Source organism: Actinophytocola sp. (assembly GCF_036402745.1).
GTDB lineage: Bacteria > Actinomycetota > Actinomycetes > Mycobacteriales > Pseudonocardiaceae > Actinophytocola.
The window spans coordinates 47,951-69,698 of record NZ_DASWSJ010000087.1 but is presented as its reverse complement, the minus strand read 5'-3'; the positions used below and the strand labels follow the sequence as shown (position 1 = coordinate 69,698).

General features: G+C 72.4%; 14 protein-coding genes. 5 read left to right on the top strand and 9 right to left on the bottom strand.

The window, feature by feature from the left end:
* Position 1: 1 nt before the first annotated feature.
* The 6 genes from VGD70_RS08680 to VGD70_RS08655 form a co-directional block, all read right to left on the bottom strand.
* Entirely contained in the window at positions 2 to 1,315 is a 1,314-nt protein-coding gene (locus VGD70_RS08680) for a condensation domain-containing protein (RefSeq protein ID WP_331079904.1), read from the bottom strand.
* On the bottom strand, positions 1,315 to 3,045 hold the full coding sequence (locus tag VGD70_RS08675; protein ID WP_331079902.1) for an AMP-binding protein: 1,731 nt from the start codon (positions 3,043 to 3,045) through the stop codon (positions 1,315 to 1,317). The genes VGD70_RS08680 and VGD70_RS08675 overlap by 1 nt, the downstream gene beginning before the upstream one ends.
* A gap of 112 nt (positions 3,046 to 3,157) precedes the next feature.
* A complete protein-coding gene (locus tag VGD70_RS08670) occupies positions 3,158 to 4,150 on the bottom strand; it encodes an alpha/beta hydrolase family protein (protein WP_331079937.1) in 993 nt (330 codons plus the stop codon).
* A gap of 132 nt (positions 4,151 to 4,282) precedes the next feature.
* Complete coding sequence (locus VGD70_RS08665) at positions 4,283 to 5,260, bottom strand: helix-turn-helix domain-containing protein (protein ID WP_331079900.1); 978 nt, start codon at positions 5,258 to 5,260, stop codon at positions 4,283 to 4,285.
* A 355-nt stretch (positions 5,261 to 5,615) separates the two neighbouring features.
* Positions 5,616 to 7,322: a ThuA domain-containing protein gene (locus tag VGD70_RS08660; RefSeq protein ID WP_414637919.1), complete on the bottom strand. Its 1,707-nt coding sequence runs from the start codon at positions 7,320 to 7,322 to the stop codon at positions 5,616 to 5,618.
* A 10-nt stretch (positions 7,323 to 7,332) separates the two neighbouring features.
* Positions 7,333 to 10,146, bottom strand: coding sequence for a PQQ-dependent sugar dehydrogenase (locus VGD70_RS08655; protein WP_331079899.1), 2,814 nt, complete (start codon positions 10,144 to 10,146; stop codon positions 7,333 to 7,335).
* A 202-nt stretch (positions 10,147 to 10,348) separates the two neighbouring features.
* On the opposite strand from VGD70_RS08655, the gene VGD70_RS08650 reads away from it, so the two are divergent.
* The 3 genes from VGD70_RS08650 (at position 10,349) to VGD70_RS08640 (ending at position 13,974) form a co-directional block, all read left to right on the top strand.
* Positions 10,349 to 11,830 (top strand): sialidase family protein, encoded by a 1,482-nt coding sequence (locus VGD70_RS08650; protein ID WP_331079897.1) that lies wholly within the window; start codon positions 10,349 to 10,351, stop codon positions 11,828 to 11,830.
* A gap of 115 nt (positions 11,831 to 11,945) precedes the next feature.
* A complete protein-coding gene (locus VGD70_RS08645) occupies positions 11,946 to 13,139 on the top strand; it encodes a CoA transferase (RefSeq protein ID WP_331079895.1) in 1,194 nt (397 codons plus the stop codon).
* A gap of 70 nt (positions 13,140 to 13,209) precedes the next feature.
* Complete coding sequence (locus VGD70_RS08640) at positions 13,210 to 13,974, top strand: enoyl-CoA hydratase/isomerase family protein (protein WP_331079894.1); 765 nt, start codon at positions 13,210 to 13,212, stop codon at positions 13,972 to 13,974.
* 10 nt (positions 13,975 to 13,984) lie between these two features.
* Here VGD70_RS08640 and VGD70_RS08635 read toward each other — a convergent pair whose 3' ends face one another.
* On the bottom strand, positions 13,985 to 14,758 hold the full coding sequence (locus tag VGD70_RS08635; protein ID WP_331079892.1) for an IclR family transcriptional regulator: 774 nt from the start codon (positions 14,756 to 14,758) through the stop codon (positions 13,985 to 13,987).
* A 24-nt stretch (positions 14,759 to 14,782) separates the two neighbouring features.
* Positions 14,783 to 16,129, bottom strand: coding sequence for an SLC13 family permease (locus tag VGD70_RS08630; protein WP_331079890.1), 1,347 nt, complete (start codon positions 16,127 to 16,129; stop codon positions 14,783 to 14,785).
* A 99-nt stretch (positions 16,130 to 16,228) separates the two neighbouring features.
* Between VGD70_RS08630 and VGD70_RS08625 the strand changes: the two genes are divergently transcribed.
* Both VGD70_RS08625 and VGD70_RS08620 read left to right on the top strand, forming a co-directional pair.
* The gene (locus VGD70_RS08625; protein WP_331079888.1) at positions 16,229 to 17,389 is read left to right on the top strand and encodes a pyridoxal-phosphate-dependent aminotransferase family protein; all 1,161 of its coding nucleotides are present in this window, start codon (positions 16,229 to 16,231) and stop codon (positions 17,387 to 17,389) included.
* Complete coding sequence (locus tag VGD70_RS08620) at positions 17,386 to 20,247, top strand: FAD-binding and (Fe-S)-binding domain-containing protein (protein WP_331079886.1); 2,862 nt, start codon at positions 17,386 to 17,388, stop codon at positions 20,245 to 20,247. Before VGD70_RS08625 ends, VGD70_RS08620 begins: the two co-directional genes overlap by 4 nt.
* A 33-nt stretch (positions 20,248 to 20,280) precedes the next feature.
* Here VGD70_RS08620 and VGD70_RS08615 read toward each other — a convergent pair whose 3' ends face one another.
* Entirely contained in the window at positions 20,281 to 21,735 is a 1,455-nt protein-coding gene (locus tag VGD70_RS08615; protein WP_331079884.1) for a class I SAM-dependent methyltransferase, read from the bottom strand.
* Positions 21,736 to 21,748: the final 13 nt, after the last annotated feature.

The window sequence follows — 21,748 nt, the reverse complement described above, 5'->3', positions numbered from 1 at the left end:
GTCACTGCGCCCGGACGGTCGCGGTCAGCTCACCCAGCCGCAACCCCGGCACCTCGGCCACGGTCTCGAGCAACGCCGAGAACCGCTCGCCGAACCACGCGACGGTCTCGGGCTCATGCACGCCGGCGTCGCCCTCGAGCTCGCCGGCGAGGCCGTGCCGGTCGATCCGCGGGCGGTAGTCCAGCACGGCCTCCCCCAGCCACCACGGGTCGGGCCGCGCCTTCACCAGCCCGGCCGGGAACGCGAGGTCGAGCACCTCGAGGTCGTCCGTGCCCCTCGGCTCCGGGATCGCCTGGCGCGGCGGCAGGAAGTTGAGGTTGACGGCGAACACCGGCGCTTCGCCGCACCCGAGCACCGGCAGCAGCGCGCCGAGCGGCGCCCGGTGGTCGAACGCGTCGATCATCGACTCGCGCACCCGGCCGACGAGCTCCGCGAACGTCGGGTCGCCGCCGACGTCCACCACCAGCGGCAGCTGGTCGGCGAGACACCCGACCACCGAGCGCAGCCGGGGACTGTCCCGGTTGCTCTTGGTGAGCCCGACCAGCACCCGCTCGCCGGTCGCCTCCGGCACGTGCCCGGTGATCATCGCGGCGGCGAGCACCGCGGTGATCGTGGTCCGCCGCTCGGCGGCGAGCAGCGTGAGCGAGTCGACCACGGCGGTCGACAGCCTGGGCAGCGCCGGCCGGATCCCCCGGTGCATGCGCCCGCGAGGCCTCGGCACGCCCAGCCGCCGGTCGGCCGAGGCGATCGCCCCGGTCCAGTACCGCGCCAGGCGGGACCCGATCCGCACGCCCCGCTCCTGCACGGCGAACCGGCTCGGCTGGTACCGGACGGGCCCGGGGTCGGCACCCAGGAACAGGTGCCGCAGGTCGTCGACCACGACCTGGCTCGAGGCGAGGTCGGAGATCGCGTGGTGCAGCCACACGATCAGCACGTGGTCCAGCGAGCCGAACGAGTGCAGCTCCGCCAGCGCCAGCGGGCCGCCGTCGACGGGGAACGGCCGCTCCGCGCCGGCGAGCAGCAGCCCGGGGAACGCGTCCACCGCCAGCCCGTTGTGCTGGACGGCCACCAGGTCGATGGTGCCGCTCCGCGCGACCCGCTGCTCGAGGACGCCGCGCACGTCGCGGGCGAGCACCGTGCGGAAGGCGTCATGCCTGGCGCACAAGGTGTCCAGCACGTCCCGCACCCTGCGCAACGAGAGGTTGCCGCGCAGGCGCAGCACCGCCGGCACGTTCACCGCGGAGAGCCCCGACTCGGTCCACAGGGACTCCTGCCCGTAGGACGCCGGGTACGTGTCCACCTCGACGGGCCACATCACGGCACCGCGTTCACGCGCGGGAGGGCGACGAAGTCGGGCTCGCCGGGCTCGGCCGGCGGCGCGTCGTCCACGCGCCGCGCGAACTCCCGCAGGGTCTGGGTGTCCAGCAGGTCGCGGACGCGCACCGCCCGGCCCAGCCGCTCGGCGACCTCGCTGACGACCTCCATCGCGCTCAGCGACGAGCCGCCGAGGTGGAGGAAGTCGGCCGTCGCGGACACCGCGTCCACGTCGAGCGCGGTGGCCCAGATGCCGGCCACGGCCTCCTCGGTCGGCGTGGCCGGCGGCTCGTGCCCGGCCGGCGTGACCTCGGCGGCCAGCATCGTGCGCAGCGCCCGCTTGTCGATCTTGCCGAGCAGGGTGCGCGGCAGGTCGGCCACGACGATCACCCGGTGCGGCGCGGCGACGCCCCGGCGCTCGCGGAGGAAGTCGTGCAGTGCCTCGACGTCGACGCCCGGCGTGACCCGCACCGCGGCCACCACGCACTCGGTCAGCACCGGGTGCGGGACACCGCACACGGCGGCCTCGACGACCCCCGGGTAGTCCATGACCGTGGCCTCGGTGTCCAATGTGGACACGTTCATACCGCCGGTGTTGATCAGGTCCGGATGGCGGTCCACCAGGTAGAAGTAGCCGTCCTCGTCGAGCATCCCGATGTCGCCGGTCCTGGTCCACCCGCCCTCGAGGAACACTCCGGACGCCGCCTCGGCCCCGTCGTAGCGCCGCTGCGGGGCGTCGCTGCGCAGCTGGACGTCGCCCGGCAGCCCGCGCGGGACCTCCGCGCCGTCGGAGGCGACGATGCGCACCTCCGCGCCGGGCGCCGGCCTGCCGAGCGACCTGGGCCGGGCCCGGTCGTAGGTCGTGGCCAGGCGGCGCGGCCAGCACTCGGTCGTCGAGTAGACGTTGCGGATCCTGGCGTTCGGGAACACCTGGGCCAGCTGCTCCAGCGTCGCCGGGTGGATCGGGGCGCTCGTGGTGCGGACCTGCCGGACCGACGTCAGGTCGAAGTCCTCCCTGGCGCCGACGTTCACCAGCGCGATCGCCATGGCCGGCACCAGGACCACGTGCGTCGGCCGGTGCTCCTCGATCGCCCGCAGGAAGGTGGCCGGCTCGAACCTCGGCAGGGTGAGGGTGGCGTGCGGGCAGGGGCCGAGCGGCTGCACCAGCAGGCCCTGCCCGACGGTCGTCGCCGGCGGCAGCGCGTGCATGGCGGTGCTGCGCCGGGTGGCCGTGGACCCCATGACGGAGTACATGACGTTGGCATGGCTGGCGACGACGCCCTTGGGCACGCCGGTGGTGCCCGAGGTGTAGACGATCTCCGCGTCGTCGTCGGGTGAGATGTCGACGTGCACCGGGTTCACCGGCTGGTCGGCCACCAGTTCGGCGACCGTGGCGCACCAGCCGGAGCCCCGGCCGGCGAAGTCCGTGCCGACGACCCCCACCGCGCCCGCCGCGACGGAGGTCCGCGCCAGCTGCGCCGCCCCGGTCGCCACCGAGACGGGCACGGCGACCGCCCCCGCCTTGAGCACCCCGGCCCAGGCGACGGCGTAGGAGATCCACTCGGCCGTCGAGCACGGGAGCAGCACCCGGTCGCCGGGGCCGACCCCGCGCGCACGCAGCCCCCGGGCCGCGGCGTTGGACTGCTCGTCCCAGATCCCGAACGTCAGGTCGGCGACACCGACCAGCCGGTGGGCGAGCTCTTCCGGGCCCTCCAGCGCCCGTCTCCGCAACTGCGCCGCGACAGTCCACTCTGCATCGTTCGAAGGCAAGTCACTCAGTCCCCGAGTAGTCGTTTATGGACGAAAACCGAGGATCAATACTGAGTGTCGGAACAGCCTTCGATCATCCGCGGAACGACATATTCGGATCGTTTTGCGACAGCTGGCCGGTGCAGTCCGCCGCCCGCGGCGCGGCGGTCGGCGCGACGAAGCGCACTCCGATGGCACGCATCAGCATCGGCAGGGAGCGGTGCAGCTCACGCTCCCAGTACGGCCAGGTGTGCGTGCCCGCGCCGTAGAAGCACGTGGTGACCTTCTTCGCCCCCACGGCCTCGAGCCGTTCGGCCAGCGCGACCGACTGCCCGCCGAGCACCTGCTCGCGCACGTCCGGCGCGGAGCCCGGCGGGTCGAGCGGTCCGGGCTCGCCGTTGCCCGTGGACAGGAACACCGGGAGGCCGCGCAGCCGCCTCGCGAGGTCGTACGGGTTGTGTGCCGCCCAGGTGCTGGCCTGGGTGACCGGATCTCCCCACAGTGCGGTGGGATCCTCGCCGTAGGAGGCCACCAGGCCTTGTATCCCGGCGGCCGTGGCCAGGCCCTGGTGCGTCGTGTGCACCAGACCGCTGTAGGAGGCCGCCGCCTTGAACATGCCCGGATTCCGTGCGGCGTAGGACAACGCGCCGAACCCGCCCATCGACAGGCCCGCGATCGCCCGGTCCTCGCCCGACCGGTACTGGCGCTCGAGCAGCCGGCGCAGCTCGGTGAGGTGGAACGTCTCCCACGCCGGCCCGGACAGCCAGTCCGAGTAGAACCCGACGTCCCCGCCCTCGGGCATGACGATGAGCGCGTCGAGGTTCGCGGTGTACTCGGCCACGTCGCTGTAGGTGGTCCACTCGACGTGTCCATCTTGGACAGTGCAGCAGCCGTGCAGCAGGTACAGGGTCGGCCACTTCTTGCCGGGCTTCGCGTGCCAGTCCTTGGGCAGCAACAGCCGCACGCCGACGTCGGCGTGCAGCGCGTCGGAGTGGACGACGAGCTCCATCAGCCGGTCGGAGAGCATGCGTTCGCTGACCACACCGGCCCGCCCGTGCGCCGTCGCGGCCGCGGGCAGAATGCCCACCAAGCAGCTCAGCGTTGCGACGACGACCAGCGCTCTTCTCAGCATGGAAGGCCCATCTGCCGGAGACGGTACGGGTCATCCGCACGCTTCCACCGCGAGATCGACTCGGTCAAGTAGGGGAAACCGTGGAGTTCACGTGCGCAGGGTCTGGCTGGGCGGCCGGCCGTAGCGCTCGCGGTACCGGACCGAGAACCGGCCGGGCTTGGCGAAGCCCCACCGGGCGGCGATCGCGGCGACGGTGTCCCCGCGGGTGGGGTCGGCGGCCTGCAGGTCGCCGTGCGCGCGCTCGAGCCGCACGTGCTGCAGGAAGCCGGTCGGGCTGGTCCCGTAGTGGCGGACGAAGCCGTACTGCAACGCCCGGACACCGACCCCGGCGGCCGCCGCGACCTGCGCGAGGCGGATGGGCTCGGTCGCGTGGGCCTCGATGAAGGCGACCGCGCGCCGCAGCGCCGCCGGCGCCACCCGGCCCGGACCCGGCACGTGGTCGGCGATCATGGCCGTGTTCGGGAACGTCGCCAGCGCTGCGGCGGCGACGGTGCGGAGCAGCTGCTCGGCCACCAGCGGGTTGCTCATCGCCGAGTCGGGGGTGAGCAGCTCCTGGCTGACCAGCCCGGTCACGCACCGCCAGTGCCGGGCCATGGCCGCCGACACCGGCACCATGGACTCGAACCGCAGGTCAGCACCGTCGATGCCGGCCTGCTGCTCGGCCAGCTCGGCCACGGGGGCCACCGGCAGCCGGACCACGCCGACCTCGATGTCGTGCCACTCCACGTCGGTGGCGACCGCCGGCCGGTAGAGGAAACTGTCGCCGCGGACGACGTTCCGCTCCTCCCCGTCGTCGGCGGCGAGCCGCATCCGCCCGCGCCCCATGACGCCGAAGATCAGCTGGTCCACGGGCTCGGCGGTGACCCCGAAGTTCATCGACAGGCGGACCCGGTCGGCGGCGAGCTCCGCGTTCGTCCCCGAGCGGACCCGGAACTCGGTGTTGGCCCGCTCGTTCCCGAACCGGGGGCGGTAGCCGCAGTAGACCTGCCGGATGAACTCGGCCGCCTCGTCCCGGTCGCGGGTCGCGAACTCGACGCGGTCAACTGGTGTCCTGGACGCGCGCACGACCAGACGGTACCTCGCGAACCACCCCGCGCCTGCCTCTGCAGCGCACGGTCTGGGCCGCAATGCGCAAACCCGGCCGCCGCCGAGTTGCCGTCCGGATGGCGGCGCGGTCTGCTCCGTACAGCGGACACCCGGCCCGGACCTCGCCGCTGTCCGCGGGCCCGAGGCGCCCAGCAGCCCTCGGGCCCTCACCGCACTACACCGGGGCACGACGGCCACGGCGCACGCCTTCGGGCGCAGCGCCACCATCGCGATGGCCTCCGCCTGACCGCCGGACTGTGCCGGGCGCCGGGCGGAGGCCACCGTCAGAGGCCACTGTCAGGGGCCACCGTCAGGGACCACCGTCAGCGCTGGGTCAGGGCGCGGTCCACCGCTGGTTCGCCGCGCCGTTGCAGGTCAGGATGACGAGCTGGGTGCCGTCGGCGGTGCCGCCGGCGGACGGGGTCAGGCACTTGGCGGACTGCGGGTTGCGCAGCGTGCCGTCGGCCTGGGCGGTCCAGTTCTGCGCGCCGCTCCCGTTGCACGTCCACAGCTGCACCTTGGTGTTGTCCGCGGTGCCGCCGCCGGAGACGTCCAAGCACTTGCCGAGCGCGGTGAGCGTGCTACCGGACACCGTCCAGGTCTGCGCGCCGGTCCCGTTGCACGTGTAGAGCTGGATCTTGGTGCCGTCCGCGGTGGCGGACGCCGAGATGTCGACGCACTTGCCGCCGATCCCGGTGATCGGGCCCGTCCGCGGCGGGGGGACGGTCCCGCCGAGCTCCTTGATCCGGATCGAGCGGAAGGAGACGTCGTCGCCGGTGCCGTGGTTCTGGATGCCGATGTAGCCGTTGGTGAGCGAGCGGGCCGGGTCGGTGTTGGTGAAGTCGTTGATCTTGACGCCGTTCAGGAACACCTGCAGGTGCTCGCCCTCGACCAGCAGCTCGTAGGTGTTCCACTCACCAGGCGGGTTCAGCGCGGCGTCGCGGGCGGCGAGGTCCGCGGACTTGAAGCCGTACACCGCGCCGGTGGTGCGGTCGGGTGTGTCGGTGGCGTCGATCTGCACCTCGTACCCGTTGTTCACCGCCGAGTTCGGGTCGCTGCTGGCCGGGAAGCCGAGGAACACGCCGGAGTTGTCGTCGCCGGGCATCTTCCAGTCGAGCTTGAGCGAGTAGGCGCCGAACTCCTTGGTGCTGTACCAGAACAGCCCCATGCCGCCGACCGAGGTGAGGGTGGCGTCGGCGTTGGTGAAGCTGCCGGGGCCGGCCTGCGACCACCCGGTCGTGGAACCGTTGTAGAGGTTGGTGTAGCCGTTCTCCGCCCGGCAGTCGGCCTTGGTCCGGTTCGCGGCGTACCGGACGCCACCGAGCAGCATCGACCGGAAGGCCGGCTCGCTGTAGCTCGCCTGGGTATGGCCGTTGCCGGTGTAGAACGAGCGCCCGCCCTGGTAGGCCTTGCACCAGGTGTGCGGGTGGTCGGCGCCCATGGTGCCGCCTGAGTAGCTCGACTCGTCCAGCGTGGCCAGTACGCGCGCGCTGGCGCGGACGTTGGTTCGGTAGTTGTACAGCTCGTCGGTGCGGACCCAGGTCTGCCCGAGGTGCGCGGTGCCCGCGTGCGCCCGGTTCTCCACCCGCTCGGTCACCTGCTGGATCGCCGGGTGCGAGGAGAAGTACGCACCCACCAGCTCGCCGTAGAACGCCCAGTCGTACTCGGTGTCCGACGCGGAGTGCACGCCCACGTACCCGCCGCCGCCGCGGATGTAGGACTCGAACGCGGTCTGCTGGGTGGCGTTGAGGACGTCACCGGTGGTGTTGAGGAACACCACCGCCTCGAACTGCGCCAGGTTGCCGGTGTTGAACGCGTTGGCGTCCTCGCTGGCGGTCACGGTGAAGTTGTTGGCCGCGCCGAGCTCCCGGAACGTCTGGATCCCGATGGGGATCGAGTCGTGCCGGAAGCCGACGGTCTTGGAGAACACCAGCACGTCGTACGGCGCGTCGGCCGCGCTCGCCGGCGTGCTGACGCCGCAGGCCATGATCACCGCGATGGCTGCGGCCACCGCGGCGACAGAGCGGACAGGGTGTCGCATGTCGTTCCTCTCAGGGCAGGGTCCAGCGCTGGCTCGCGGCGCCGGTGCAGGGGGAGATGACCAACTGCGTGCCGCCGGCGGTGTTGCCGCCGGCGGGGTTGAGACACTTGGCGGACTGCGGGTTGCGCAGGGTGCCGTCGGCCTGGGTGGCCCAGTTCTGGGCGCCGGATCCGTTGCAGGTCCACAGCTGCACCCGGGTGCCGTCCGCGGTGGCGCCACCGGCGACGTCCATGCACTTGCCCAGGGCGCGCAGGGTCGCGCCGCTGACCGTCCACGTCTGCGCGGCGGTCGCGTTGCAGTCGTAGAGCTGGACGTTGGTGCCGTCCGCGGTGGCGGCCCCCGCGATGTCGACGCACCGGCCGCTCCCCCGGATCGGCCCCTGGCCGGTCGCCCGGGACAGCGTGAACGCGTCCACGTCGAACAGCGCGCCGGTGCCGCCGGAGAAGGTCAGGTACAGCGTCGTGGTTCCCGCCGGGGCGCCGGACAGGCTCGTGGACACGTCGGCGAAGGTCTCCCAGCCGCCGGTCACCGGTACGGCCATGGAGCCGAGCACCGTGCCGGTCGCCGAGCCGGCCCGCACGGTCAGCGTGCCGCCGGACCCGCCGGAGGACACCCGCGCGGAGATCCGGTCGACGCCACCGAGCGCGTAGGGCTGGAACGCGATCCAGTCGCCGTTGGTGATGTCGCCGACGGTCCGGCCACCCTCGGCGGCGGCCTTGTCGATCAGGCTCGTGCCGGACTGGCCGCTGTAGTGCTCGGCCTGGCGGTGCGCCGGCTGCAACCGGTTCTGCGCGTGGGTGGTCAGCGCGGGCTGGCCGTTCGCGCCGCGGTCGGTGTACTCGGCGTCGAACACCGCGTACAGGTTCGCCGCGGTGTCGTGCTCGCCGTCGACCGGGATGGTGATCGTGCCGGAGCAGCCGGTCTTCGAGGTGATCGGGTGGCCGTGGCTGTCGTGGCCGAGCACGTAGGTCAGCGTGACCCTCGTGCAGTCGATCGTGCCGTCCTCCGGGTCGGTCACCGTGATCGTGTACGGCACGGTGTCCCCGAAGCTGAACGTGGACCCGTCGACCGGCGTGCTGAGGGCGACCGCCGGCGCGGTGTTGCCGACGGTGATCACGACGCTGGCGTTGCCCGTTCGCCCGCCCGGGTCGGTGACCGTCAGCGTCGCCGTGCGCTGGCCGTTGGCGGAGTAGGTCTTGGTCGGGTTGGCGGCGGTGGAGGTGGTGCCGTCGCCGAAGTCCCACAGGTAGGTCAGCGCCCCGCCCTCGGGGTCCGCCGAGCCGGCCGAGGAGAAGCTCACCGTCAGCGGCGCCGGGCCGGAGGTCCGGTTCGCGCCGGCCACCGCCGTGGGTGCCCGGTTGCCACCCGGGTTGTACTCGATGCGGTACAGCGCGGAGTTGGCGTCGCCGCCGAAGCTGCCGGTGCCGTAGTCCAGCACGTACAGCGCGCCGTCCGGGCCGAACGCCAGGTCCATGACCTGGGTGCCGGTCCACGGGAAGGTGTCGAGCTGCCCGACCGTGCCGTCGGCGCCGACGTGCGCGGTGCGCAGCCACCGGCGGCCGTACTCGCCGAGGAAGACGTGCCCGTCCAGCAGGGCGGGGAACTTCACCGAGGAGTTCAGGTTCGGGTCGTAGTGGTAGACGGGGCCGCCCATCGGCGACTCCGAGCCGCAGCCGAACGCGGGGACCGAGCAGCCGTCGTAGGAGATCCACGCCGCTCGCGCGGCGGGGAGCGTGGTGAGCCCGGTGTTGTGCGGGGAGTTGTTGACCGGGGCGGCGCAGTCGAAGCGGGCGCCGGACGGGCCGGACGGGAACGTGAAGTCGACGTAGGTCTCGCCGGTGGTGTTCGAGCCGGTGCAGTAGGGCCAGCCGTAGTTGCCGGCCGAGGTGATCCGGTTGAACTCGACCTGCCCGCCGGGACCCCGGGTGGCGCTGGCCGACCCGGCGTCCGGGCCGTAGTCGCCGAGGTGGACCACGCCGGTCGCCTTGTCCACGCTCATGCGGAACGGGTTGCGGAAGCCCATCGCGTAGATCTCCGGGCGGGTGCGCGCGGTGCCGGGCGCGAACAGGTTGCCGGCCGGGACGGAGTACGTGCCGTTCGCGTTCACCTTGATGCGCAACACCTTGCCGCGCAGGTCGTTCGTGTTGGCGGCGCTGCGCTGGGCGTCGTAGGCGGGGTTGCGGTCGGCCCGCTCGTCGATCGGCGAGTAGCCGCTCGAGTCGAACGGGTTGGTGTCGTCGCCCGTCGTCAGGTAGAGGTTGCCGGCGGCGTCGAAGTCGATGTCCCCGCCGACGTGGCAGCAGATGCCGCGGCTGGCGGGCACGTCGAGCACGGCCACCTGGCTGGCCAGGTTGAGGGTGTAGTCGGCGTTGAGGGTGAAGCGGGACAACCGGTTCACGCCGTTCCAGGCGGAGAAGTCCGTGCCGCCGGCCGGTGCGTCACCGGCCGGAGTGGACAGTGGCGGGGCATGGTAGAGGTAGATGAACCGGTTGGTGGCGAAGCCGGGATCCACGCCGACGCCCTGCAGGCCCTCCTCGTCGTGGGAGTACACCGGCAGCGTGCCGATCACCGAGGTGGTGCCCGACGCGTCGGTGCGGCGCAGCGTGCCGCTGCGAGCGGTGTGCAGGACCGACCGATCGGGCAGGACGGCGAGCGACATCGGCTCGCCCATTTCGCCCACCCCCCGGGCCAACTCCACCTGCTGGAAGTCGGCGGCGGTCACCGGGTGTGCCCCGGCGGGAGCCGTCGCGAGCACGGTCACCATGCTGGTGACGACGAGCAGACCGGCGCAGGCGGCGGCACGCCACCTCGGGCTTCTTCGCATGGTGGGTCCCGTTCCGTGGGTCGGCGGAGCGTTCGTCGGTCGATCGGATCGCAGGGCTCGATCGATAATGTGAGCCACATCATATGTCTGACACCGCCAAAAGAGTGCAACTTCTGAGCAAAAGTTTGCTCGTTTGCCGCGAAACCTTGCGGCCATCGAACTTGTTAGCGTGGTGTTAGGGCCCTGGCCCACGCTGGTGATCATGAGGGCACGACTAATCAGCGGGGCCGCTGTCGCCGCCACCGCCGCCGCGATCATCTCCGTTCCCATCCCAGGGCAGGCCGCGCCGCCGGCCGCCGCAGCCGCGTGGGGCTGGTCCCAGACCCCGGCCGTCACCGTCGAGAACGGTCCGGCCGACGGCTCGATCACCGGTAACCCCGGCGTCTCCGCGATGGGCCAGACCGTCATGTACGCCTGGTCCAAGAACCCCGACGTCGGCTCGGCCGACCCCGTCATCGGCCGCAAGCGCTCCACCGACGGCGGCCAGACGTTCCCCACCGGCTACTCGACCGGCGACACCTCGTTCTCGACCACCACCCGGCTCAAGGACGGCTCGCTGCTCGACGTCGCCTTCATCCCGGTCTCCGTCGCCAGCACCACGTCGGTGAACCTGCGCGTCAAGAAGTCCACCAACGACGGGGTGTCGTGGACCCCGGTCGCCTCGACGCTGACCACCACGTCCGGCTTGACCTGGGGCGGCATGAACCGCGGGCTCCGGGTCAACCAGGGCATGATCTCCGACGCGGCCGGCAACCTCTACCTCTCCTACTACACGCGGTACACCGGCGATCCCGGCACCCGCACCGAGGTCGCCATCAGCCGCGACAAGGGCGTCACCTGGACCCGCTACGGCCCGATCATCCAGTCGTCGGCGACGCAGCAGTACAACGAGGCCGGCATCGCGTGGGCGCCGAACGGCGAGATGGTCGCCGTCGTCACCCAGGACGAGGTCGTGCCGGCCGGGTCCTCGCGCAAGCACATCAAGCTGATCACCGCGCGGTCCGCCAACGGCCAGACGTGGACCGGCCACAAGGTGCTGCCGATCTCCTACGACCCCGGCTACTCGATCCGCCCCGGCTCCGACGGCGTCCGCCGCTACGGCGTCTCCCCCAGCCTCGTGCTGCTCGGCAACGGCGCCATGACCCTGCGGTTCGGCCGGCCCGACAACTGGTTCGCGATCTCCACCGACGGCGGCAACAGCTTCATCCAGGCCCGCCGCACCTACGTCAACTACCCGTCGAGCGGCAACCCGTACCACGGCTCGTCGGGCAACGGGAACCACGCCGCCGTCGCCGCCGACCGGGTGATCGTCGTCGGGGACAACTGCGCGCCGTCGTGGGGCTGCCCGGCCGGCGACAGCGGGTTCACCGTCGACAACAAGTACCGCGTGTGGAAGAAGTTCATCACGGTCACCCGGCCGGCCGCCGGCGCGAAGCTGGCGCTCACCACGGGACGCGCGTCGTTCGCCCAGCCGCGCCGGCTGAAGGAGATCGGCCTGCGGCTCGAGTACGGCGTGACCTCCGACGCCCGCGTGGAGGGCCTCGTCGACGGCCAGTGGCGCGAGATCGCCCGGTTCGACGACATCAAGGGCTTCTGCCTGAGCTACCAGAAGGTCGACGCGACCGTCACGCAGGTGCGGGTCGTCGGCTCGTCGACGGTGAGCGAGGTGGAGCTCTACTCCTGAGGTGAGCGCGGCTTGACCCGCGGAGAGCCGGGATCGTAAGGTCGGTGTTCCACTGTACGTGGTCCGTTCCGCTACGCGGCACAACCGCTAGCGGGGCTCGATCGGCAGGGGGACGATGGCTCTCGCACTGGAGCACCTCACGGTCATCGACCTGAGCCAGGTGATGGCCGGGCCGTTCTGCTGCCAGCTGCTCGGCGATCTCGGCGCCGACGTGATCAAGGTCGAGCCCATCGAGCGCGGTGACGCCACCCGCGAGGCCACCGGACACCGGTTGCCGCACGGGGAGAGCGCCGCGTTCCTCGCGGTGAACCGGAACAAGCGGAGCATCGCGATCGACCTGCGCACCGCCGCCGGGCTGGCCGCCTTCCGCCGCCTCGTCGCCTCGGCCGACGTGGTGGTGGAGAGCTTCCGGCCCGGCGTCGCGGCACGGCTGGGCGTGGACTACCCGGCGCTGCGGGAGATCAACGACCGCCTCGTGTACGCGTCGATCTCCGGCTTCGGGCAGACCGGGCCGTACGCGGCGCGGCCCGGCTACGACCTCATCGCGCAGGCGATGTCCGGGATCATGAGCGTCACCGGCGACGCGACGGGCACCCCGGTCAAGTGCGGGGTGCCCGTCGCCGACCTGTCCGCCGGCCTGCTGTGCGCGGTCGGGATCCTCAGCGCCTGCCTGTCCCGCACGATCACCGGGCGCGGCCAGGCCGTCGACACCTCGCTCTACGACGCGGCGCTCGCCATGTCCGTGTGGGAGACCGCGGAGCTGTGGGCCACCGGGAAGGCGCCCGGCCGGCTCGGCTCCGCGCACCGGGTGAACGCGCCGTACGAGGCGTTCCCGACCCGGGACGGCTTCCTCACGATCGGCGCGAACAACACGCGGCTGTGGGCCCGGCTCTGCGCGGTGCTCGAGCGCCCCGACCTCCTCGACGACCCGCGGTTCGCCACCAACGCCGACCGCGTCCGCAACCGGGCGGCACTGTCCGCGGAGCTGGGCCGCGCACTGTCCGAACGCGACACCGACGACTGGGTCGAGCGGCTGCTCGACGCCGGCGTCCCGGCCGGGCCGATCCGGGACTACCAGCAGTCCTGCGCGGACCCGCACACGCTCGCCCGCGAGATGGTCGTGGAGCTGGACCATCCGGTCGAGGGCCGGGTTCGCGCGCTCGGCATCCCGGTGAAGCTGAGCGAGACGGCCGGCACGATCCGGCGGGTCCCGCCGGCGCTCGGCGAGCACACCGCCGAGATCCTGCACGCGGCCGGCTACTCCGACGACGAGATCGATGCCCTGCGCGCCAGGGGGTCCGTGGCATGAGCGAGCTTGCGAGCGAATCAGTGTCACAGGGCGACCGCGAGCGGCTCGACCGAGCCTGCGAGGGGGAGTCATGAGCGACCTGATCGTGGACTTCGCCGGGCCGGTCGCGACGGCCACCGTCAACCGGCCCGCGGCACGCAACGCGATGACCATGGCGATGTACGAGGCCCTGGCCGACTTCTGCGCGCGGGTCGACGACAGCCCCGAGGTCCGGGTCGCGGTCGTGCGTGGCGCGGGGGGCAAGGCGTTCGTGGCGGGCACCGACATCAACCACTTCCGCGACTTCCGCGGCGTCGCGGACGGCATCGCCTACGAGCGGCGCATCGAGTCGGTGCTCGGGCGGCTGGAGCAGGTGGGCGTGCCGACCGTCGCGGTCGTCGAGGGTTACGCGACCGGCGGCGGGCTGGGCATCGCGGCGGCGTGCGACCTGCGGCTCTGCACGCCGGGCGCGCGGTTCGGGCTGCCGATCGCGCGGACGCTCGGCAACTGCGTGTCGATGCCGACCTACGCCCGGCTGGCGCACCTGATCGGCACCGCCCGGACGCTGCACCTGATCTACACGGCCGGGTTCGTCGACGGCGCGGAGGCCGTCCGGATCGGGCTCGCCACGGAGCTGGTCACCGACGCCGACACGAGCCTCGCCGAGCTGTGCACCCAGCTCGCCGGGCACGCGCCGCTGACGATGCGGGCCAGCAAGACCGCGTTGCGGCGGCTGCGCGAGCACCCGCTGCCGCCGGACGAGGACCTGATCTCGCTGTGCTACGGCAGCGACGACTTCCGGGAGGGCGTCAGCGCGTTCCTCGAGAAGCGCCCGCCGCGGTGGCGCGGGCGGTGAGGCGATGAGGTCACTCCGCGTCGGGCGGGCGCCGGTAGCCGAGCGTCGCGCTGACCCGCTGGGCCGCCTCGGTCACCAGCGCGCCGTAGGACGCCCTGAGCCCCTCGGGCATCCGGCTGCCGGGCGCGGAGATGGACAGGCTCGCCGACGTCACGCCCTCGTGGTCGAAGACCGGCGACGCGACGGCCGCGATGTCGCTGCGCCACTCCCCCACGTTCGTGGCGTAGCCGCGCGCCCGGACCCGGCCGAGCTCGGCGAAGAACTCGTCCCAGTCCACAATGGTCTTGTCGGTGTGCCGTTCGAGGCGGGCGCCGATGATGGCCCGGACCTCGTCGGCCGGCCGGTACGCGAGCATCGCCTTGCCGTTGGACGAGCCGTGCAGCGGCACCGCGCTGCCGAGGGCGATGACCGCGCGGATCGGGTGCTCGGTCTCGACCCGCTCGATCAGCACCGCCCGGTTCTCCTGCAGCACCATCAGGTGCGCGGTCTCGCCGGTCTCCTTGCGCAGCTCCCGCATGATCGGCAGCGCCGCGTCCCGGACCCCGAGGTCCGGGATCGCGTGCTGTCCGATGTACAGCGCCCGGGTGGTGAGCACCCACCGGGTGGTCTCCGCACCGTCCGGGCAGATCCAGCCGGCCGTCCACAGTGTCTGGAGCGCCCGCTGCACCGTTGTCTTCGGCATGCGCAGCTTCCTGGCGAGCTCCCCCACTCCGGCCGGCTGGGTGAAGGCCACCTCCTCGAGCACCCGGAAGGCCGAGAGGACGGTGCGCATTCCCTCACTCATTCCCGCAGTGTAAGCAGGACCGGCTCACAGCCAGCCGGGCAACACGAAGATCGTCCAGGCGAGCACCGGCGCGACGATGATCATGCACAGGCCCCAGACCATCAGCCCGCGGAACACCCGGTCCCGGACGTCCTCGGGGCTGCTCGCGACGGTGAGCGCGCCACTGGTCGAGAACGGCGAGGAGTCGACCACCGAGGACGAGATGGCCAGCGCGATGATCAGGCCCACCGCGCCGACCTGACCGGTGAGCAGGAACGGCACGGCCAGCGGGATGAGCGCGCCCAGGATCCCGGTCGTCGACGCGAACGCGGACACCGCGCCGCCGATCAGGCAGATCACGAACGCGGCCAGCAGCGCCACCCCGATGTTCGCGACGCTGTCGCCGAGCATCGTGATCGTGCCCTCGCGGTCCATCATGCTCACGTAGGTCACCACCCCGGCGATGAGCAGCACGGTGGGCCACGCGACCTCCGCGACCGCGGCTTTCGCGCCGGCGGGGAAGAGCAGGCAGATCACCGTCGCGATGCTCAGCGCGAGCAGACCGACGTCGATGTCGAAGACGAGCGCGCCGGCCACGAGCACGAGCAGGCCGGCGAGCGTGGCCACGCGTTGCGGGTTGAGCGTGGTGATCCCGGTCGCGGCGATGGTCGTGGCGGGCCGGGTGGTCACGGCGGCGCCGCCGCTTCCGGCGCCGGCCGGCTCGGGCTCGGGGGCGGGCTCGGGGTCGGGGTCGAGGGTGACGCCCTCGACCACCTCGGCCCGCCGGCTCAGCAGCTCCCGGCCGCCGAACAGCAGGAAGACGACGACGCTGAGCAGCGCGTTGAACAGGAAGGAGCTGACCCACAGCAGGATGGGGTTGCCGGGCAGCCCGCTCCGCTCGACGACGCCGTTGGTGATGACGCCGAACACGCCGATCGGCGAGAAGCCGCCCGCGCTGGCGCCGTTGATGATGAGCAACCCCATCAGCATCGGGTTGATGCGGTGGCGCACGGCGAAGGTCATGCCGACCGGCGCCATGATCGCGACCGCGCCGGGCACGACGGCGCCCACCATGGTCAGCAGGCTGGTGACCAGGAACATCACCCATGGAATGAAGGCGATCCGGCCCTTGACCGCGCGGACGCCCATGTGAATGAGCCAGTCGACGGTGCCGTTGGCCTTGGCGATGGCGAACAGCAGGGTGACCCCGACCAATACCACGAAGAGGTCACCGGGAAAGCCGGAGAAGATGTCGTCCTTGCTCTCGTGAAATATGAGAGTGCCGACGAGGAATGCACCGAGAAAGGCGACGGCTCCCATGTTCACGGAGCGGATCGTGGCGACGAGAACGATGAGGGCTAGCACAATGATGGACAGAACCTGTTGGGACATAGAAACTCCCCGAGGCGGCGGCGGCTCGCGAGACGGACGAAGTATGACCTGACACACAATTGCTAGTCAATAGTTCACGAGAACCGACAGGAGTTGGCGATGCCATACTCGGCCGGCCGGCATTTCCTGCAAATTCCCGGCCCGACAAATGTTCCGGACCGGGTACTGCGGGCGATTTCCGCACCCACGATCGACCATCGCGGCCCGGACTTCGCGGCGCTCACCGACGACGTGCTCGCGGCGGTGAAGCCCGTGTTCGGCACCGCCGGCCCGGTGGTCGTCTACCCGTCGTCGGGCACCGGCGCGTGGGAGGCCGCGCTGGTCAACACGCTGAGCCCCGGCGACCGGGTGCTGGCCTTCGAGACCGGCCACTTCGCCGCCCTGTGGCGGGACCTGGCCGGCAACCTCGGTCTCGACGTCGCCTTCGTCCCCGGCGACTGGCGCCACGGCGTCGACCCGGCGGTGGTCCGGGCCAAGCTCGCGGCCGACCCCACGGTCAAGGCGGTCTGCGTGGTGCACAACGAGACGTCGACCGGGGTGACCAGCCGCATCGCGGAGATCCGGCGCGCGATCGACGAGGCGGGCCACCCGGCGCTGCTGCTCGTGGACACCGTCTCCTCGCTCGGGTCGATCGACTACCGGCACGACGAGTGGGGGGTGGACGTCACGGTCTCCTGCTCGCAGAAGGGTTTGCTGCTGCCCCCGGGCCTGGGCTTCAACGCGGTGAGCGAGAAGGCGTTGCGGGCGGCGAAGACCGCCTCGTTCCCCCGCGCCTACTGGGACTGGCGCCCGATCCTGGCCGCGAACGAGCGCGGCTACTTCCCCTACACCCCGGCGACGAACCTGCTGTACGGGCTGCGGGAGAGCCTGGCGCTGCTGCGCGAGGAAGGGCTGCCCCAGGTGTTCGCCCGGCACCGCCGGCACGCCGCGGCCACCCGGGCGGCCGTGCGGGCGTGGGGCCTGGAGGTGCTGAGCCTCGACGAGCGGGAGCACTCGCCGGTGCTGACCGCGGTCCTGGTACCCGAGGAGCACGACGCGGACAAGATCCGCGCGCTGATTCTCGACCGCTTCAACATGTCGCTCGGCACGGGCTTGGGCAGGCTGGCCGGGCGCGTGTTCCGCATCGGCCACCTCGGCCACTTCAACGACGTCTCGCTCGCCGGCACCCTCGGCGGCGTGCAGATGGGGCTGGAGCTGGCGGGCGTGCCGATCGACGCGGACGGGGTCAGGGCCGCGCTGCGCGTGCTGGAGTCGGCATGACGGGCGAGCTTGCCGAGCGGCTGCGTGCCGATCTGGGCGGCGAGGTCAGGTTCGACGACTACACCCGCCAGCTCTACGCCCGCGACGCCAGCATGTACGCGATCACCCCGCTGGGCGTGGTGTTCCCGCGCGACACCGACGACGTCATCGCGACCGTGGCCGCCGCCCGCGAGTTCGGCGTGCCGGTGGTGCCGCGCGGCGCGGGCACGAGCCTCGCCGGGCAGACGGTCGGGCCCGGGCTGGTCCTCGACCTGTCCCGGCACCTGAGCCGCATCCTCGAGCTGGACCCCGAGGCGAAGGTGGCGCGGGTCGAGCCGGGCGTCGTCCAGGACCAGCTCAACCGGGCCGCGGCCGGGCACGGCCTGATGTTCGGCCCGGACACCTCGACCAGCAACCGGGCGACGATCGGCGGGATGATCGGCAACAACTCCGCCGGCAGCGGCTCGGTGCGCTACGGCATGACCATCGACCACGTCCGCGAGCTGGACGTCGTGCTGTCCGACGGCTCGGCCGCCCGGTTCGGCCCGGTCGCCGACCCGGCGCCCCGCGGTGCGGCCGACACGCTGGAAGGCCGGCTGTACCGGGAGCTGCCCCAGCTGGTCGCGGCCAACCGGACCGCGATCGAGACGGGCTTTCCGCCGTTCTGGCGGCGCGCCGGCGGTTACCGGCTCGACCGGCTCGCCAAGGACTTCGACCTCGCGAAGTTCGTCGTCGGCGCGGAAGGCACGCTGGTGGTCGCGACCGGCGCGCTCGTCGACCTCGTCGACAAGCCGCCGCGGACGGTCATCGCGGTCGGCCACTTCACCTCGACCCAGGCGGCCATCGCGGCGACCGAGGACGCGTTGGCCTGCGACCCGGCCGCCGTGGAGCTGATGGACCGCACGATCCTCGACCTGTCGCGCGAGCGGATCGAGTACGCCGCGCTCGGCACGATCCTGCACGGCGACCCCGAGGCGCTGCTGTTCGTCAGCTTCACCGGCGACGACGAGAAGGAGCTGCTCGGGCGCCTGCGCCGGCTCACCGCCTTGTGGCGCAAGCACAACCACGGCTACCACACCCTCGAGGCCGGCACGCCCGAGCAGCAGGGCGCGCTGCTGAAGGTGCGCAAGGCCGGGCTGGGGCTGCTCATGGCCGCCAGCGTCGGCAGCCGCCGGCCGCTCGCGTTCGTCGAGGACACCGCCGTCGACCCCAAGTACCTCACCGAGTACACCGGCCGGTTCGCCGAGATCCTCGACCGGCACGGGCTGCGGGCCGGGTTCTACGGCCACTGCTCGGTGGGCTGCCTGCACATCCGGCCGTTCGTCGACCTGACCGAGCCGGGCGGCGTCGCCACGATGCGGTCGGTCGCCGAGGAGGTCAAGGACCTGGTCCGGTCCTACGGGGGCGTCAACTCCAGCGAGCACGGCGACGGCCTGGCGCGCAGCGAGTTCAACCGGGAGATCTTCGGCGCCGAGCTGTACGAGGCGATGCGTCAGGTGAAGCGGCTGTTCGACCCGGACGACACGATGAACCCGGGCAAGATCGTCGACGCGCCGGCGATGACCGACAACCTGCGCGACCCGGCGCTGCCCGCGCCGCAACCGTTCCGGACGCGGCTGTCGTTCGAGGTGATCGGCGGCATGCGGGGCGCGGCCGACCGGTGCATGAACATCGGGCTGTGCCGCAAGAGCGGGACCGGCGCGATGTGTCCGTCCTACATGGCCACCCGGCTGGAGGAGGACTCCACCCGCGGCCGGGCCAACGCGCTGGTGCACGCGCTGTCCGCGCCCGACCCGCGGGCCGCGCTGGGTGACGACCGGCTGCACGAGGTGCTGGACCTGTGCCTGATGTGCAAGGCCTGCAAGAGCGAGTGCCCGCTCGGCGTCGACATGGCGAAGCTGAAGAGCGAGACGCTGGCGCACCGGCACGACCAGCACGGCGTCCCGCTGCGGTCGCGGGTCTTCGGCGGGATCCGCTCGCTGAACCGGCTCGGCTCGGCGACCGCGCCGCTGTCGAACCTGCCGAACCGGCTGGGTTTCGTGCGGGCGCTGATGGAACGGTTCCTCGGCATCACGGCGAAGCGCCCGCTGCCGCGCTACGAACGGCGCAACCTCGCGGTGTGGTTCCGCAAGCGCCGCCCGGCCCAGGGCCGCTCGGAGGTCACCTTGCTGGCCGACTCGTTCACCACCTACACCGAGCCCGCGATCGGCCGGGCCGCCGTCGAGCTGCTCGAGCTGGCCGGGTACCGCGTCCGGCTCGCCGCCGAAGGCTGCTGCGGCCGGTCGAGCCTGTCCAAGGGACTCCTCGACGACGCGCGCCGCAAGGCCGCCGCCCTCGTGGCCCAGCTCGCGGACACCACCTCCCCCATCGTGGGCTGCGAGCCGTCGTGCCTGCTGACCCTGCGGGACGAGACCCTCTCGCTGCTCCCCGACGACGACCGCGCCCGCCAGGTCGCCGGCCGCGTCCGGCAGGTGGAGGAGCTGCTGGCGGAGGCCATCGACGCCGGCGACCTCACGCTGGCCGAGGACTCCTGGGTGGCCGGGCGGCGGATCCTGTTCCACGGCCACTGCCACCAGAAGGCCGACGTCGGCACGGCCGCGACGGTGGCGCTGCTCCGCCGGATTCCCGGCGCGCAGGTGGTGGAGCTGGACGCCGGCTGCTGCGGGATGGCGGGCTCGTTCGGCTTCGAGGCCGAGCACTACGCCGTGTCGATGACCATCGGCGAGGACCGCCTCTTCCCCGCCGTCCGGGCCGAGCCGGCGAACACCGTCATCGCGGCGACCGGGGTCTCCTGCCGCCAGCAGATCGCGCACGGCACCGAGCGCCGCGCCCACCACCCGATCGAGCTGGTGCTGGCCGCGGTCACGAAGACACCGTGAAGGCGACACCGTCAGGGCGGCGGCACGACCGGGTCAGGCCGGGAGCAGCATCCCGTGCAGCACGAGGTCGCGCACGATCGGCAGGGCCGCCGCCGGGTCGAGGTCGGCGTAAGCGAACTCCAGCAGTGCCAGCAGGTCTTCGAGCGGGAGCGCGCCGCGGCAGCCGGCGAGCAGCTTCGCGATCGGCTCGTCGACCTCGTGCTGCCAGCCCGGGCCGTCGGTACGGTGCAGCCGGCGCACCACCGCCGCCCAGCCGTCCTCGCCCGGCTCGCGCACCTCTTCCAGCAGCACGGTCGGCGGCACGGTGAACCGCGTCCGCAGCAGCTTGTCGCCGTGGTCCCGCAGCCACGCCACGCTGTCCAGCCACCGGGCCGCCTCCGGGCCCAGCGGGTCGTCGTAGGCGTGCCGCAGGTCCTCGCACACCACCTCGGCGCGGGCCTCGCCGGTGCGCCGCAGCGTGACGTAGCCGAAGCCGACACCCTCGACGCCGTTCGCCGCGAACCAGTCGAGCCACGCCCGCGTCTTCTCCCGGCCCTCCGGCGACCGCGGGTCGACGCCCGCGTCCCGCAGCCACGTGCCCACGTACAGCACGGGGTCGGCGACGTCGCGCTGCACGAACCACCCGTCCACGCCATCCGGCAGCCACGACGTGACGCGGTCCGCCCAGTCCTCGCCCTCGCGGTGCAGCCAGGACGCGAGCAGCTGGCCGACGCCGCCCTCGGTGAGGAACGCGGGCAGCTGCCCGACGACCAGCGCGCTGGCGTCGTCGCCGCCCAGCCCGGAGTCGCGGTAGACGTAGTCCACCCGCGGCGGGCCGACGACGAACGGCGGGTTGCACACGATCTGGTCGAACCGGCGGCCCCGCACCGGGCCGAACCACTCGCCCCGCGCCAGCTCGACGTCCAGCTCGTTGAGGTGGAACGTGCCCCGTGCGAGCGCGAGGGCGCGCGGGGACAGGTCGGTGGCCGTGATCCGCCGCGCGTGCGTGCTCGCGTGCAGTGCCTGGACGCCGCAGCCGGTGCCGAGGTCGAGCAGCGTGCCGACCGGGCGGCGCGCGGTGGCGCGGGCGAGGCTGACCGAGGCATGGCCGACGCCGAGCACGTGGTCCTCGGGCACGGCGCCGCCGCGCAGGTCGGTGTCGAGGTCGGCGATCACCCACCAGCTGTCCTCGTACGGGCGGATGTCCAGGCCCGCCCGCCGGTCCGGGGTGATGATCTCGTTCGCCACCGCCGCGTCGAGGTCGACCGGCCCGAGCGCGGCCCGCACGGCGGCGGCCGGCTCGGCGTCGCCCAGCAGGAACAGCCGGATCAGCGTCCCGAGCGCTCCTGCGTCGCGGCTGGCGAGGCGGGCGGCCTCCGGCTCGCCGCGGCCGAGCGCGGCGTGGGCCTGGACGCCGAGCGCGGCGACGACACCGTCCGCGGTGTAGCCCGCGGTCAGGAATGCGTCACGCAGTCGCGCGCAGAGGTCGGCGGAGAGATCGGGGGGCACGGAGGGACATGCT

Bases quoted from the DNA above. Each gene is read 5' to 3' on its own strand.
- VGD70_RS08680 (WP_331079904.1), bottom strand. From the start codon at position 1,315: ATGTGGCCCGTCGAGGTGGACACGTACCCGGCGTCCTACGGGCAGGAG.
- VGD70_RS08660 (WP_414637919.1), bottom strand. From the start codon at position 7,322: ATGCGACACCCTGTCCGCTCTGTCGCCGCGGTGGCCGCAGCCATCGCG.
- VGD70_RS08655 (WP_331079899.1), bottom strand. From the start codon at position 10,146: ATGCGAAGAAGCCCGAGGTGGCGTGCCGCCGCCTGCGCCGGTCTGCTC.
- VGD70_RS08650 (WP_331079897.1), top strand. From the start codon at position 10,349: ATGAGGGCACGACTAATCAGCGGGGCCGCTGTCGCCGCCACCGCCGCC.
- VGD70_RS08645 (WP_331079895.1), top strand. From the start codon at position 11,946: ATGGCTCTCGCACTGGAGCACCTCACGGTCATCGACCTGAGCCAGGTG.
- VGD70_RS08640 (WP_331079894.1), top strand. From the start codon at position 13,210: ATGAGCGACCTGATCGTGGACTTCGCCGGGCCGGTCGCGACGGCCACC.
- VGD70_RS08635 (WP_331079892.1), bottom strand. From the start codon at position 14,758: ATGAGTGAGGGAATGCGCACCGTCCTCTCGGCCTTCCGGGTGCTCGAG.
- VGD70_RS08630 (WP_331079890.1), bottom strand. From the start codon at position 16,129: ATGTCCCAACAGGTTCTGTCCATCATTGTGCTAGCCCTCATCGTTCTC.
- VGD70_RS08625 (WP_331079888.1), top strand. From the start codon at position 16,229: ATGCCATACTCGGCCGGCCGGCATTTCCTGCAAATTCCCGGCCCGACA.
- VGD70_RS08620 (WP_331079886.1), top strand. From the start codon at position 17,386: ATGACGGGCGAGCTTGCCGAGCGGCTGCGTGCCGATCTGGGCGGCGAG.